Genomic DNA, 13,807 nt, shown 5'->3' with positions numbered 1-13,807 from the left:
GATGCCCATGAAGAAGACCGGAGCCCTGATTCTCGTCGCCGCCGGTGCGGTGCTCGTGTCCGGCTGCGGAAGCAGCGGCCTGCTGAACCACAACCGCCCCGATGAATTCGCCGTGCAGCGCCAGTCGCCGCTGGTGGTGCCGCCCGATTTCTCGCTGGCCCCGCCGAAGCAGGGACAGCCTCGCCCCAATGACGACAATCTGCAGCAACAGACCCTCGACGCGCTGTTCGGCGGCCCGCAGGCCCGCAGCGAAATCGAGAAGTCGACGCTGAGCATGGCCGGCCCGGCCGCGCCCTCGATCCGCTCCACCGTGGGCGATCCGGGCACGTACACCGTCGCCAAGGGCCAGGTGACCCGCGCGATCCTCGCCGCCCCGGAAGGCGACGGCCGCGACGCGCAGACGACTATCGAGGGCTGACCCCCTCTTCGACGAACGCGAAAAGGGCCGGAGCGGCATGGCTGCTCCGGCCCTTTTTCATGCCTGCTCTGTCTGAAAATCCGACGCGGGCGGATTTTTGGCGGCACGCGAGAATATCCTTTTCGGGAATTTTCCCAAAAGGCCGTCAGATCCCGCCCGGGAACATCGCGAGCAGCTTGCCCAGTCGGTCGTGCACCAGCCGTTCCTGCTGCGGATCGCTTTCGCCAAGGCGCACGATGGTGAGCAGCTGATCGGGCGAGCCGATCACGTATTGGCCATATTCGCCCACGCAGGCGAAAACGTTGCCGGGCGCCATGCCCGGGAACAGCACTTCCTCGCCCCCTGCCCCGGCTTTCGCCTTGGCCTTGTTGAGCCAGACCCCGGCGCCATAGCCGGGATTGCGCGGCGAGGATTCCAGCATGAACTGCACCCAGCGGCGCGGCAGGATCTGCGCGCCCTGGATCGAGCCGGTATGGCGCAGGAATTCGCCCAGCTTCGCCCAGTCGCGCGCCGAGGCATGGACCATGGCCGAGCCGACCATCGTGCCCGCACGGTCGAAGCCCGCGGTGGCCGAATCCATCCCGATCGGGGCGAAGACGCGGTTGCGCAGATAGTCGTTCACGGCCTTGCGGCGCCGATCGGGGTTGCGATCGGACGAAAGCACGCGCGCGGCCAGGTCGGAGAGAATGACCGAGGTTGCCGCGCTGTCCACGAACCGCGCGCCCGCCGGGGCTTCCAGGGGCTGGGCCTCGGCATAGGCCGCCATGTCGTCACGCCCATCGAGATAGAGCATCCGCATCCGGTCGGACTGGCGGGCCGGACCGCCGGTGGCCGATGTGGCCGTTTCGGAATGGCGCAGGCCCGAGCGCATCTGCAAAAGCTGCTTGAGCGTGATCTCGCCGCGCGGATCGCCCGGGCGCTGCCATGCAGGGATAGGGGCCGATTCGGCGAGGCGCAGCCGTCCGTCGCTGACGAGCTGCCCGACCATCAGCGCCGTGACGCATTGGCCCATGCCCAGCCCGTCCAGCCGGGTGTCCGGCTTGACCCCGGCGCCATAGCGCTCTGCGATCACGGAGCCGCGCTTCATCACCACCAGTGCCTGGGTACGGCCGAGATCCTCGTCGAACAGTCCGTCGATGGCGCGGCCGAAGGCGGCGCGCGGCGCACCGCCATCGTCCTTGATCGCCGCCTGCGATTCCGCGCTCGGCGGCGGCGGCCCCTGCTGCGCATCCTGTCCACAGCCGGCAAGCGCGCTCAGCGCCAGGGCTGGCAGGACGGAAAGGGCAAGGATAAGGGGGGGACGGCGCACCGGCATGACGCGCGGTGTGATGTGCGAGGCGCAGGAATATGGCAACAGGCACGAGGTACACGACCGGGGAAAGCCCCCCAGGAGATGGGCCTGCTGCAAACGGGCCTGCCGATAACGGCTCCTCCGGAAGCCCCCATCGCAGCCGCCAGCCCTCGCGCTGGATCCGCAATTCGCTGCTGCTGGCCCTGCTGGCGCTGGTGCTGGTCATGGCGATGTCGTGGCGCGGCCTGCGCGAACAGGCGCTTGTCGGCACGTCCTACGGCGCCCGCGTCGCCTGCGCCTGCCGCTTCGTCTCGCAGCAGGACCTCGGCACCTGCAAGGGGCAGATCGCCATCGCCGGGCTGGGCCGCACCGCGTCGCTGATGATGCTTTCCGAAGATGCCGAGAATCGCTCGGTCAAGGCCAGCGTCCCGTTGCTGGCCAGCCAGACCGCCACCTTCGCACCCGATCGCGGATGCCAGCTCGAACCCTGGGCCAACTGACGGGCCACGGCGCTTCTCGCATCAGGCGCAGGGCCCCTTACGTACCTTCAGTCCAGCGGAACGGCGGACTCGGTCCCCTCGATCCAGCCGCCGCCCACCACCCGGTCGCCGGCATAGATCACCGCCGCCTGCCCCGGCGCAACGCCATATTCGGGGTTCGCGAAACGGATCGTGACGGCCGCGCCGCCGCCGAAGTCGCCTTCGAGCGTGATCGGCACCGGCTTCGCCAGCGAGCGCACCTTGGCCGTCAGCGGCGCATCGGGAAGCGGACCGATACGGTTGGTCTCGGTGACGAGGGCGGCGGCAACGCCCAGCAGCGCGCGCGGGCCGACCAGGACGCGGCGTCCCGGCGCATCGATGCGCACGACATAGAGCGGTTCGGGTTGGCCGCCGATCTCCAGCCCCCGGCGCTGGCCGACGGTGTAGTGGATGATGCCGCGATGCGTGCCCAGCACTTCGCCGGTGAGCGCATGAACGATCTCGCCCGGCGCTTCGCCCTCCGGACGGACGGCGCGCACGATCTTGGCATAGTCGCCATCCGGCACGAAGCAGATGTCCTGGCTGTCCGGCTTGTCGGCAACGCGCAGACCTGCCGCTTCGGCCAGGCGGCGGGTTTCGCTCTTCGGCAACCCGCCCAGCGGGAAGCGCAGGAAGTCCAGCTGCGCCTCGGTGGTTCCGTAAAGGAAGTAGCTCTGGTCGCGCGCGGGATCGAAGGCGCGGTGCAGCTCGGAGCCGGCTGGTCCCTCGACGCGGCGCACATAGTGACCGGTGGCAAGGCAGTCGGCCCCGAGATCGCGGGCCATCGTCAGCAGGTCGGTGAACTTCGGACCCATGTTGCAGCGGATGCAGGGGATCGGCGTGCGCCCGGCCATGTAGTCGTCGGCGAAGCGCTCCACCACTTCCTCGCGGAAGGCGCTCTCATGGTCGAACACATAGTGGGCAATGCCCAGGCGGTCGGCCACGGCGCGGGCGTCGCGGATGTCGTCGCCGGCGCAGCAGGCGCCCTTGCGGCCGGTCGCGGCGCCGTAGTCGTAGAGCTGGAGCGTCACGCCGATGGTTTCGGCGCCGGTGGCTGCGGCCAGCGCGGCCACGACGGAACTGTCGACACCGCCCGACATGGCGACGACGATGCGGCGGGCCGAAAGCGGCGCAGGCAGCTGGAACAGGGCGGCGGGGTCGAGGCCGGCCACCAGTCCTTCAAGATCGGAAAGGGCGGTCATGCGCCGCCCCATACAGCCGAACGCGCCGGATTCCTACCTTTGACGATGGAGGGCCGGCAAGACACCCGCTTTCATCCCGTCGGCCACGGCGGGGCCTTCGCCCGGCCAAGGATCACGGCGCTCGGTTAAAGGTCATGGCGAAGCCGGTGTTAAGAATATTTAACAAAAGGTAAGTCCGGCCTTTACTCTCCCTTGACCAAGCGCCGTTACAAGCGATCGACATGAACATCGCTCATGATCATGAAACCTGCAAAGCGGGGCATGCGTCGGGTCGCGACAGCGAGGAGTTCATGCCGGTCCGTTTTCCAATCGACTGGTTTTCCTTGCGTTCCCGGCTCTTCGCCGCGCACGATCTGCGTGCGGCTTTTGCCGAGACGTCCGCCTCGCCGCGCCTCCACCGCTTCGGCAGTTTCGCCGGGTCGGTCGCTTATGTGATTCATACATATGCGACAGTCTCAAGAACTGTTAACCCAAATGCTTCAGGCAATCGCAAGCCAGCGCAGGCCAAGGTCCTTTCCGTCGCCGGCAATCCAAGCACCGGCGTACGAGGGTGATGATGATCGAAAACCAGAAAATCCGTCCTGCCCAGGTAATCGGGCCGCTCGGCGAGCCGTTGACGCTGGAATCGCTGCCCCCGGCGAACACCACCCGCTGGGTCGTGCGTCGCAAGGCGGAAGTCGTGGCGGCCGTGAACGGCGGCCTGCTGTCGATCGACGAGGTCTGCGATCGCTACCAGCTCACGCTCGAGGAATTCGCGTCCTGGCAGCGTGCCGTGGACCGTTCGGGAATGCAGGGCCTGCGCGTCACGCGTATTCAGCATTACCGCGATCTCTACGAGCGCCAGCAGAAGTATTGAGCGCACTACCTATTTGGTCCCCAAAGGACCTGAAAGCGGCGGCGGACCTCGGTTCGTCGCCGTTTTTCGTATATCTCCGGGCAATTCTCGAAAGATAGCAGGGGCCTGACCGCCGGATACTGTCGTCGACGCTGGTCGATCCGGGTCGGCGACACGGCGACTGCTGATTGCCACCCGTCCGCCGCAGGTATATGTCGTTTCGCAGGAAATTTGGCCGTCGCAGCGGCGTGGACCGACGTGTCCGCGCTCCGGCGGCAGATCGTGCCTTCCGGCCACCCCAGGGGCGACATCGCTTTCGCGGGGCAAGGGCATCCGGACGAGGCATTCGGGACTGGGGGCAATCGCAATTTTTGCGGTGACACGATGAATTACGACAGCAGGATCGACGTGACGGAGAACGAGGGGTTGGCGGCCACCGGAAGCGGACTGGGCGGCAATCCGCTCGACAGCGACAATGAGCAGGACCGCGCATCGCGCCGCTGGTGGCTGATCGCCATCGTTGCCGCGATCGTGCTGGCCACCGGGATATGGTTCGCCGTGCGCGGCGGCGAAAAGACCGAAAAGGCCGGCGCCGCGGACATCCAGATGCCTGCGGTCACCGTCGTCGTGCCGGGCCGTGCCTCCGTCGAAGGCGAGATCACCGCCACCGGCTCGCTGGCGGCACGCCGCCCGATGCCGGTCGGCTCGGTCGGCGAAGGCGGCCAGGTCCGTTCGGTTCTGGTCGAACCGGGTGACTGGGTTTCCCAGGGCCAGGTGCTCGCCGTCATTGATCGCTCGGTCCAGTCGCAGCAGCAGGCCAGCCAGTCCGCGCAGATCGCGGTGGCCCAGGCCGACGCCCGCCTGGCTCAGGCCAATCTCGACCGCGCCCTCAAGCTTGTCGACCGCGGCTTCATCTCCGCCGYCGATGTCGACCGYCTCACTGCGACGCGCGATTCGGCCAATGCCCAGGTCAAGGTCGCGCGCGCCACGCTGGGCCAGCTCCAGGCGCAGACCGCCCGCCTCAACATCGTCGCGCCGGCTTCCGGCCTCGTGCTCGAACGCAATGTCGAACTGGGCCAGGTCGTGGGCGGCGGCAGCTCGGTGCTGTTCCGCCTTGCCAAGGGCGGCGAAATGGAACTGCTCGCCCAGATGAGCGAGGATGACCTTGCGCGCATGAAAGTGGGCGTGGAAGCCACGGTGACGCCTACCGGCAGCAACCAGAACTTCACCGGCCAGGTATGGCAGATCGCCCCGGTGATCGACGCCACCAACCGCCAGGGCATCGCCCGCATCGCCCTCGCCTACAATTCCGCCCTGCGTCCCGGCGGCTTCGCCAGCGCCGTGATCAACAGCGGCCAGACGGTGGCCCCGGTGCTGCCCGAATCCGCGATCCAGAACGACGACAAGGGCGCCTTCGTCTATGTCGTCGATGCCAAGGACGTGGTCCACCGCCGCGCCGTGCAGACCGGCATCGTCACCGCACGGGGAATCACCGTGAAGCAGGGCCTCGACGGCAGCGAGAAGGTCGTGCTGCGCGCCGGTGGCTTCCTCAACGAGGGCGACAAGGTCAAGCCGCGCATGACCGCCGCCGCCAAACCGAACGCGGGCGAGTAAATACGCGATGAGCCTTCGCAATATCTCGGCCTGGTCGATCCGCAATCCGATCATTCCGATCGTCTTCTTCATCGGCGTGATGATCGCCGGCGTGGTCTCGTTCATGCGCATGGACGTGAACAACATGCCGGACGTCGAATTCCCCGGCGTCCACGTCATGATCTCGCAGCCGGGCGCCGCCCCGACCGAGATCGAGACGCAGATCACCCAGATCATCGAGGGCGCCGTGCGCTCCGTGCCGGGAATCGAGGAAATCCAGTCGACCGCCTCCGAAGGCACTTCGACCACACTGGTCTTCTTCACGGTCGGCACCGATCCCGATGTCGCGACCAACCAGGTCAAGAACGCGGTCGATCAGGTTCGCGGCCAGTTGCCCGACGGCATTCTCGAGCCGATGGTCACCAAGATCGAGGCCAATGGCGACAATCTCGCCTATTACGCCGTCAGCGCCGACGACATGACGATGGAGCAGCTCAGCTGGTTCGTCGACGACACGATCTCCAAGACCCTGCTCTCGATCGAAGGCCTGGCCTCCGTAGAGCGCAACGGCGGCGTCGACCGCGAGATCCGCGTCGTCGTCGATCCCGAGCGCCTGATCGCGCTGGGCCTCACCGCCAACGACATCAACGGCGTGCTGCGCCAGGTCAATACCGACGCGGCGGGCGGCCAGGCGGAAATCGCCGGCTCGCGCCAGTCGGTTCGCGTGCTCGGCAATGCCCAGGACGCCTTCCAGCTTTCGCAGACCCGCATCAACGTGGGCGGCGGCCGGCAGGTCAAGCTGTCCGACATCGCCAAAGTCTACGACGGCTATTCCGAGCAGACCCGCATCGCCAAGCTGCGCGGCCGCGAAGTGGTGACTTTCGGCTTCACCCGCGCCCTCGGGGCCTCCGACGTCGCCGTCTACGACGGGGCCGAGAAGGCGCTGGACAAGATCCGCAAGGAAAACCCGAACATCCACATCACGCGGCTGTTCTCCGACGTGGACTACACCAAGGGGCAGTACACCAGTTCGATGGAGGCGCTGGTCGAAGGCGCCGTCCTGGCCATCGTCATCGTCTATCTGTTCCTGCGCGACTGGCGGGCGACGATGATTTCCGCCATCGCCATCCCGCTCTCCGCGATTCCGACCTTCTGGTTCATGGACATGCTGGGCTTCACGCTCAACTTCCTCTCGCTGCTGGCGCTCAGCCTGGTGGCAGGTGTGCTGGTCGACGATGCGATCGTGGAGATCGAGAACATCGTGCGCCACATGCGCATGGGTAAATCCGCCTACCAGGCCTCGATCGACGCGGCGGACGAGATCGGCCTGGCCGTCGTCGCCACCACCTTCTCGATCGTCGCGGTGTTCCTTCCGGTCGGCCTGATGCCCGGCATCCCCGGCCAGTTCTTCAAGGCTTTCGGCCTGACGGTCGTGGCCGCGGTGCTGATGAGCCTTGCCGTTGCGCGCCTTATCACGCCGATGGTCGCGGCCTACTTCCTCAAGGCGCACGGCCATGCCGAACATGGCGGCGGGCGGGCGATGGACTTCTATCTGAAGATCCTGGCCTGGACGCTCGATTCCAGCGAAGCGCACCGGCTGAAGGCACGCCTCGTCAAGAGCCCGGCGCGCTGGTGGTACTATGTGATCGCCGCCGTGGCCGTCATCGCCATCCTGGCGGGCGGTCTCTTCGCCGCGTCCCTGCTCTTCATGGGCGTCAAGGCAGTCCTGACCAAGGCCGGTCTCGACAAGGCCGCCCTGGTGCTGGCGGCGGTCGTCGCACCGCTTGCCGTCCCGGTCGTGATCTTCCTGCTCGGAGCGGGCATGAAGATCCTGCTGGGCGCGATCGGCCGCTTTGGCGTGTGGTATCGCTACTTCTCGGACCGTTTCGCGGCCCGCATGCGCGACCACCGGTTCTACGCCTTCTGCGCTGGTATCTACGCGCTGGTGCTGACGTTCGCCCTGCTCGCCGGCCTGCCCTCGCAGTTCCAGCCGAACACCAATAACGACACCAGCACGGTCAATCTCGAGATGGTGCCCGGCACCACCATCGAACAGACCGCCGCCGTGGCCGACAAGGTCACCCGCCTGCTGGAAAGCCAGCCCGAAGTGCAGCACATCCTGGAAGCTTCGCGCGAGGGCAAGGGATCGCTCTACATCGCGCTCAAGCCTGCCGACCAGCGCAAGGCGACCAGCATCGAATTCGAACGCCGGATGGCGCCGCAGCTTCAGGACATCCCCGATGCCCGCGTGACTTTCGCCACGCAGTCGGGCGGCTTCGGCAGCGGCCGCGACATTTCGGTCATGCTTTCGGGAAGCGATTCGGAACTGCTGCGCAAGACGGCGCAGAAGCTGGCCGATCAGATGCGCACCATCCCCGGCGTCATCGCCCCGCGCATCGCCGCCGATCTTCAGCGCCCCGAACTGGTCGTGGTGCCCCGGCTCGACCTTGCGGCACAGCTCGGCGTGACCACGGCCGCGCTCAGCCAGACCATCCGCATCGCCACCCTCGGCGAAATCGACCAGAACGCCGCCAAGTTCTCGCTGAGCGACCGTCAGGTGCCGATCCGCGTGATCCTGGCGCGCGCTTCGCGCCGGGATTTCTCGACGATCGAGAATCTTCCGGTCACCACGGCCAGCGGCGGTTCCGTGCCGCTCAAGCGCGTGGCGGAAATCCGCTTCGGCGCCGGGCCCACCCAGATCCAGCGCTACAACCAGTCGCGCCGCATCTTCGTGGGTGCCGACCTCGGCGAGGGCCAGGTCAAGGGCCCGATCATGGAGCAGATCCAGAAGCTGCCGATCATGAAGGACCTTCCGACCGGCGTCTCCAACGCCCCCGTCGGCGAGGACAAGTGGCAGGCGGAGATGGTGAACAGCTTCGTCATCGCCGTCATCAGCGGCATCTTCCTGGTCTTCGCGGTGCTGGTGCTGCTCTACCGCCGCTTCGTCTCGCCGCTGGTGAACATGGCCTCGCTGCTGCTGGCCCCGCTTGGTGGTCTGCTGGCGCTGGTGATCGTCGGCCAGCCGATCTCGATGCCGGTCTACATCGGCATCCTGATGCTGCTGGGCATCGTCGCCAAGAACTCCATCCTGCTGATCGACTTCGCGATCGAGGAGATGGAAAAGGGCGTAGACAAGCTCACGGCGATCATGGACGCGGGGCACAAGCGGGCCCAGCCGATCATCATGACCACCGTCGCGATGACGGCGGGCATGGTGCCCACCGCGATCTCGCTCTCGGGCGACGCCGCCTGGCGCGCGCCGATGGGCATCACCGTGATCGGCGGCCTGCTGCTCTCGACCATGCTCACCCTGGTGATCGTCCCGGCCGCCTTCAGCCTGGCAGACGGTTTCGAAAAGCGCCTCGGCCCCTGGCTGCGCCGCAAGCTGCTCACGTACGAGCCACATCATGCACAGGAAACCGCCCATGGTGCCGTGCCCATGCCTCAGCCGATCGCGGCGGAATAAGGGATAGGGAGGAACATTGCCGGCCCCCAAGCGTAGCATCCCCGTGGCACGGCAAGACTTTTTCCAGCCGGGTCCGGTCCCTGGCGATCGGGCCCGCCGCATGCGGATGTTCGCGGGCGGGCTGCTGCTGTTCATGGCGGCGGCTTTCGTCGTGCTCCGCCGTGTGGCCGTATTCCATCCGGAATGGAGCGTGCCGCTCGGCTACGCGATTTCCTTTACCGAAGCGGCGATGGTGGGCGGACTGGCCGATTGGTTCGCGGTCACGGCCCTGTTCCGCCATCCGCTCGGCCTGCCGATCCCCCACACCGCCATCATCCCGGTCAACAAGGATCGCATCGCCGATTCGATGGCGACTTTCCTGCGCGACAATTTCCTGACTCCCCAAGTCGTGGCCCGCCGCCTGCGCGGCTTCAACCTCGCTGCCGCGGCCGGGGGCTTCCTGGCCGATCCGGCCCGTGACGAGCAGTCCCGCATCCGCGCGGGCGCCGCCAACCTGCTGGGCGACGTGCTCGAATCGCTCGATCCCGAACAGATGGGCGGCATGGTCAAGGCCGGCCTGCGGCGGCAGATCGAGAAGATCGACGCTGCCCCCCTGCTCGGCCAGATGCTCTCCAACGCCATTGCCGACAGGCGACACCTCCCGGTTCTGGAAAGCCTGCTGCGCAAGATCGGTGAAGCGATCGAGGCGAACGAGCCGATGATCCGCGAGATGATCCACCAGCGCGCCAATACCGTCATGCGCTGGACCGGACTCGACGAGCGGCTGGCCAATGGCGTGCTCGATGGGGCCTATCGCCTGCTCGCCGAAGTGATCGTCCAGCCCGACCATCCCCTGCGCGCCCGCATCGACGAGGCGCTCGCCAAGCTGGCCGACGACCTCCTGCATCGGCCCGAGACCCGCGCCAAGGTCGAGCGCATCAAAGGGGAACTGCTGGACAACCCGGCCATGGCATCGTGGCTCGACGGCATGTGGGAACGCGCGCGCGGGGCCTTGCTCAAGGCCGTGCGCAATCCCGATCAGGCGCTCGCCGGTGCGCTCGGCGAAAGCCTTGCCCAACTCGGCCAGGCTCTGGGCGAAGACCCGCGACTGCAGTACATGGTCAATCGCTTCGCACGCCGCACGCTCGTAGGCGTCGTATCGCGTTATGGGGGAGAGATCGTGAGGCTGGTGTCGGAAACCGTGAAGCGCTGGGATGCGCGCACCGTGACGGACCGGATCGAAGGCGCTGTGGGCCGCGATCTGCAGTTCATCCGGATCAACGGTACGCTGGTCGGCGGCCTGTTCGGCGTCTGCATCCACGTTGTGGACCAGTTCCTGTGACCGTCGCAGCGCTGGATGGCCCAGTTCTCGTGACCGAGCGCTTCGAACTCTGGAAACCGCAGGCGAGCGATCTCGACGACATGATTCGCCTGATTGCCGACGAGGAGACCCGCACTTTTCTGGGCCAGGCGCAGCCGGAGCCCAAAGGCGTGTTCGAAAGGCTGGAACGCAACGCCGGATCCTGGTCGCTGCGCGGCTACGGCACTTTCCCGGTGCGCCGGCGCGGCGGCGATGAGATCGTCGCGAATTGCGGGGTCTTCCACTCCTGGCGCGGCTTCGGCAAGGGCATGGACGACGTCCCCGAAGCAGGCTGGATCGTGCGCCGCGACCATTGGGGCCAAGGCCTCGCCAAGGAAGTCATGCGCGCCGCCCTCGAATGGTTCGACAAGACCCACGGCCAGCGCCGCATCGCCTGCATGATCGAAGAGGGCAACCAAGCCTCGCAGCGCGTCGCCGCGGCCCTAGGCTTTACCCCATGCGGCGAACACGACATCGGCGAAGACGGCAAGACTCTGATCGTCAACCTGCTGGAGCGCGGAGCGGACTGACGGCGCTTCGCATGTTCTCCGAAAGCACCCGCTGCTTCCTGCTTTCGCAGCGGATTCAGAAAACTCTGAAGACCAGACTCGTGACGAAATAGGACGGCACGGCAACCCCGTTGGCATCGAGAGCCGCCGCGTAACGGGCTTTCTCAAGCATGATTTCGCAAGCGTCCACTTTGAAATCGGGAACCTGATCGGTCGGCCAAGTTGTGCAATCGACAGGCTTGCCCATAGCATCCACCATCAGCCGAATATGTACGCGCGCGATGCCACCTAAGGCACGGACTGCCGCCGGCGGGTCATTGGCGGCAACCAGCGCGTTCACCTCAGCTCGGTTCAAAGGCGTTACGGGCCGCGACAGGGTCGACTGGACTGCAGGGTCCAACCCCCAGCCCCGCACTACATCGTCCATACATTTACGCATGGCGTCCATGGCCGCTCCGATAGGCCCGGTTTCCAAAACCAGCCTCTTGTTGGAAGCCGCAACACCAATGCGGTCTACTCCTGCTTCCAATGGCGGGTTCGGGAAGGGTTGCTCGGTTTCGTCCGTGTACGCACGCCGCTTTTCGGTCATCTCGTTAAAGAAGACGATTGCGGGTCCATATGTCTTTAGGGCCCCCCTCACCACGGGCGTAAAGGGCAGCGCCGCCCCCGAACCGTAAGTGATGGATCGCTCCGTTGCATTCTGGAATGCCGAAATCTCCGCACCCGCCAGCGTGATATCGAATTTGTATCCTGGAGCATCGGCCCGCATGCGGAGCAGATAAGGATCTTCGGCAGTTCCGAATGTCCGAGCCAGACGGCAGGTATCGTCGGATTGCTCGATGCTCCATGGTGAGATCGGCTTGAGTGTCATTGGCTGCGCCGCAGCAGCCTTCACCGGCTGCATAATGGCGATCATGCCCGTCGCTACCGCGCCGATATATCGAACGATCATTCTCTTTGCCCCCGCAAATGCCCGAACCCATTACAAAAACCCCGGCCGTTTCCGACCGGGGTTCGCACGATTTCAGAATTTTAAACCGCTCAGAGCTTGCCGGTCAGTTCCGGCACGGCGGTGAACAGGTCCGCGACGAGGCCGACGTCGGCGACCTGGAAGATCGGGGCGTCCTCGTCCTTGTTGATGGCGATGATGGTCTTGGAGTCCTTCATGCCCGCAAGGTGCTGGATCGCGCCCGAGATGCCGACGGCGATGTAGACTTCGGGCGCCACGATCTTGCCGGTCTGGCCGACCTGGTAGTCGTTCGGCACATAGCCCGCGTCGACCGCAGCGCGGCTGGCGCCGACGGCAGCGCCGAGCTTGTCGGCCAGCGGCATGATGACCTGCTCGAAGGTTTCCGAATCCTTCAGCGCGCGGCCGCCCGAGACGATCACCTTGGCGCTGGTCAGTTCCGGACGTTCCGACTTGGCGAGTTCCGCACCCACGAAGCTGGAGAGGCCCGCGTCACCGGCACCGGCTACGTCTTCGATCACAGCCGCACCACCCTCGGCAGCGGCCTTCTCGAAGGCGGTGCCACGCACGGTGATGACCAGCTTGGCATCGCTCGATTCGACGGTGGCGATGGCGTTGCCGGCGTAGATCGGACGCGTGAAGGTCTTCTCGCCCTCGACCGAGAGGATGTCCGACAACTGCATCACGTCGAGCAGCGCGGCCACGCGCGGGGCGACGTTCTTGCCGGTGGTGGTGGCGGGCGCCAGGAACGCGTCGTGGTGGCCCATGAGGTCCACGATCAGCGGCGCGACGTTCTCGGCCAGCGCATGTTCGTAGGCCGCGTTGTCGGCCACGTGCACCTTGGCGACACCGGCGATCTTGGCAGCGGCTTCGGCAGCGGCGCGGCAGTTCGCACCGGCAACCAGCAGGTGCACTTCACCCAGCTTGGCAGCAGCAGTGACGGTGTGGAGCGTCGCGTCCTTGACCGACGCGTTGTCGTGTTCGACCCAAACGAGCGTCTTCATCAGGCGACTCCCAGTTCCTTGAGCTTTGCAACCAGCGCGTCGACATCGGCGACCTTGACGCCTGCGACACGCACCGGCGGCTCCGAGACCTTCAGGGTCTTGAGGCGCGGGGCGATGTCGACGCCGTAGTCGGCGGCGGTCTTCACATCGAGCGGCTTCTTCTTCGCCTTCATGATGTTGGGCAGCGAAGCGTAGCGCGGCTCGTTGAGACGCAAGTCGGTGGTGACGATCGCGGGCAGCGACAGCTTCACGGTCTCCAGACCGCCATCGACTTCGCGGGTCACGGCAACGTGATCGCCCTCAATCTTGACCTTGCTGGCGAAAGTGCCCTGCGGGCGGCCCAGCAGCGCGGCGAGCATCTGGCCGGTCTGGTTCGAATCGTCGTCGATCGCCTGCTTGCCCAGGATCACGAGGCCGGGATTCTCTTCGGCGACGATCGCCTTGAGGATCTTGGCGACGGCCAGCGGTTCCACTTCCGTATCGGTCTCGATCAGGATCGCGCGGTCGGCGCCCATGGCGAGCGCGGTGCGCAGCGTGTCCTGCGCCTTGGCCGGGCCGACCGAGACGGCGACGATCTCTTCCGCCTTGCCCGCTTCCTTGATGCGGATGGCTTCTTCCACCGCGATCTCGTCGAACGGGTTCATGCTCATCTTGACGTTGGCCAG

General features: G+C 66.1%; 13 protein-coding genes. 8 read left to right on the top strand and 5 right to left on the bottom strand.

What is annotated here, in order from left to right:
- Position 1 precedes the first annotated feature (1 nt).
- A complete protein-coding gene (locus AB4Z00_RS18745) occupies positions 2–418 on the top strand; it encodes a DUF3035 domain-containing protein (RefSeq protein WP_132264393.1) in 417 nt (138 codons plus the stop codon).
- Positions 419–563: 145 nt separating this feature from the next.
- On the opposite strand, the gene AB4Z00_RS18740 is transcribed toward AB4Z00_RS18745, so the two are convergent.
- Positions 564–1,733, bottom strand: a complete 1,170-nt coding sequence (locus AB4Z00_RS18740; protein WP_132264392.1) for a serine hydrolase domain-containing protein — start codon at positions 1,731–1,733, stop codon at positions 564–566.
- A gap of 32 nt (positions 1,734–1,765) precedes the next feature.
- Between AB4Z00_RS18740 and AB4Z00_RS18735 the strand changes: the two genes are divergently transcribed.
- Positions 1,766–2,209 (top strand): hypothetical protein, encoded by a 444-nt coding sequence (locus AB4Z00_RS18735; protein WP_442046894.1) that lies wholly within the window; start codon positions 1,766–1,768, stop codon positions 2,207–2,209.
- A gap of 47 nt (positions 2,210–2,256) precedes the next feature.
- Here the strand turns inward: AB4Z00_RS18735 and mnmA are convergent, their stop codons facing one another.
- Positions 2,257–3,429 carry a tRNA 2-thiouridine(34) synthase MnmA gene (mnmA, locus tag AB4Z00_RS18730; protein WP_134094791.1) on the bottom strand — a complete coding sequence of 391 codons (1,173 nt, stop codon included), beginning with the start codon at positions 3,427–3,429 and terminating at the stop codon, positions 2,257–2,259.
- Between the two features lie 221 nt (positions 3,430–3,650).
- Between mnmA and AB4Z00_RS18725 the strand changes: the two genes are divergently transcribed.
- The 6 genes from AB4Z00_RS18725 to AB4Z00_RS18700 all read left to right on the top strand — a co-directional run bounded on the left by AB4Z00_RS18725 (position 3,651) and on the right by AB4Z00_RS18700 (position 11,192).
- Positions 3,651–3,983, top strand: a complete 333-nt coding sequence (locus tag AB4Z00_RS18725) for a hypothetical protein (protein ID WP_132264388.1) — start codon at positions 3,651–3,653, stop codon at positions 3,981–3,983.
- Between the two features lie 2 nt (positions 3,984–3,985).
- Positions 3,986–4,285 carry a CtrA inhibitor SciP gene (sciP, locus tag AB4Z00_RS18720; RefSeq protein ID WP_031342751.1) on the top strand — a complete coding sequence of 100 codons (300 nt, stop codon included), beginning with the start codon at positions 3,986–3,988 and terminating at the stop codon, positions 4,283–4,285.
- A 363-nt stretch (positions 4,286–4,648) separates the two neighbouring features.
- The gene (locus AB4Z00_RS18715) at positions 4,649–5,878 is read left to right on the top strand and encodes an efflux RND transporter periplasmic adaptor subunit (RefSeq protein WP_442046893.1); all 1,230 of its coding nucleotides are present in this window, start codon (positions 4,649–4,651) and stop codon (positions 5,876–5,878) included.
- Between the two features lie 7 nt (positions 5,879–5,885).
- Complete coding sequence (locus tag AB4Z00_RS18710; protein ID WP_442046892.1) at positions 5,886–9,323, top strand: efflux RND transporter permease subunit; 3,438 nt, start codon at positions 5,886–5,888, stop codon at positions 9,321–9,323.
- A 100-nt stretch (positions 9,324–9,423) separates the two neighbouring features.
- Positions 9,424–10,644, top strand: a complete 1,221-nt coding sequence (locus tag AB4Z00_RS18705) for a DUF445 domain-containing protein (RefSeq protein ID WP_132264384.1) — start codon at positions 9,424–9,426, stop codon at positions 10,642–10,644.
- A complete protein-coding gene (locus AB4Z00_RS18700) occupies positions 10,641–11,192 on the top strand; it encodes a GNAT family N-acetyltransferase (RefSeq protein ID WP_442046891.1) in 552 nt (183 codons plus the stop codon). The genes AB4Z00_RS18705 and AB4Z00_RS18700 overlap by 4 nt, the downstream gene beginning before the upstream one ends.
- Positions 11,193–11,247: 55 nt before the next feature.
- Here the strand turns inward: AB4Z00_RS18700 and AB4Z00_RS18695 are convergent, their stop codons facing one another.
- The 3 genes from AB4Z00_RS18695 to AB4Z00_RS18685 form a co-directional block, all read right to left on the bottom strand.
- The gene (locus AB4Z00_RS18695; RefSeq protein ID WP_442046890.1) at positions 11,248–12,123 is read right to left on the bottom strand and encodes a hypothetical protein; all 876 of its coding nucleotides are present in this window, start codon (positions 12,121–12,123) and stop codon (positions 11,248–11,250) included.
- Between the two features lie 89 nt (positions 12,124–12,212).
- Positions 12,213–13,142 carry an electron transfer flavoprotein subunit alpha/FixB family protein gene (locus AB4Z00_RS18690; RefSeq protein ID WP_442046889.1) on the bottom strand — a complete coding sequence of 310 codons (930 nt, stop codon included), beginning with the start codon at positions 13,140–13,142 and terminating at the stop codon, positions 12,213–12,215.
- Positions 13,142–13,807: electron transfer flavoprotein subunit beta/FixA family protein (locus AB4Z00_RS18685; RefSeq protein WP_442046888.1), on the bottom strand; the 666-nt coding region annotated here is incomplete at its 5' end. The genes AB4Z00_RS18690 and AB4Z00_RS18685, both read right to left, overlap by 1 nt.

Origin of the sequence: Novosphingobium sp. YAF33 (assembly GCF_052113265.1) — a bacterium.
Lineage (GTDB): Bacteria > Pseudomonadota > Alphaproteobacteria > Sphingomonadales > Sphingomonadaceae > Novosphingobium.
Note: the sequence above shows the minus strand (reverse complement) of the source record. Positions and strands in the feature narration are given on the sequence as shown.

Excerpts from the sequence above, each read along its gene's own strand:
- AB4Z00_RS18695 (WP_442046890.1), bottom strand. The coding sequence starts at position 12,123 with ATGATCGTTCGATATATCGGCGCGGTAGCGACGGGCATGATCGCCATT.
- AB4Z00_RS18735 (WP_442046894.1), top strand. The coding sequence starts at position 1,766 with ATGGCAACAGGCACGAGGTACACGACCGGGGAAAGCCCCCCAGGAGAT.
- AB4Z00_RS18705 (WP_132264384.1), top strand. The coding sequence starts at position 9,424 with ATGCGGATGTTCGCGGGCGGGCTGCTGCTGTTCATGGCGGCGGCTTTC.
- AB4Z00_RS18740 (WP_132264392.1), bottom strand. The coding sequence starts at position 1,733 with ATGCCGGTGCGCCGTCCCCCCCTTATCCTTGCCCTTTCCGTCCTGCCA.
- AB4Z00_RS18725 (WP_132264388.1), top strand. The coding sequence starts at position 3,651 with ATGAACATCGCTCATGATCATGAAACCTGCAAAGCGGGGCATGCGTCG.
- mnmA (WP_134094791.1), bottom strand. The coding sequence starts at position 3,429 with ATGACCGCCCTTTCCGATCTTGAAGGACTGGTGGCCGGCCTCGACCCC.
- AB4Z00_RS18710 (WP_442046892.1), top strand. The coding sequence starts at position 5,886 with ATGAGCCTTCGCAATATCTCGGCCTGGTCGATCCGCAATCCGATCATT.
- sciP (WP_031342751.1), top strand. The coding sequence starts at position 3,986 with ATGATCGAAAACCAGAAAATCCGTCCTGCCCAGGTAATCGGGCCGCTC.
- AB4Z00_RS18690 (WP_442046889.1), bottom strand. The coding sequence starts at position 13,142 with ATGAAGACGCTCGTTTGGGTCGAACACGACAACGCGTCGGTCAAGGAC.
- AB4Z00_RS18745 (WP_132264393.1), top strand. The coding sequence starts at position 2 with ATGCCCATGAAGAAGACCGGAGCCCTGATTCTCGTCGCCGCCGGTGCG.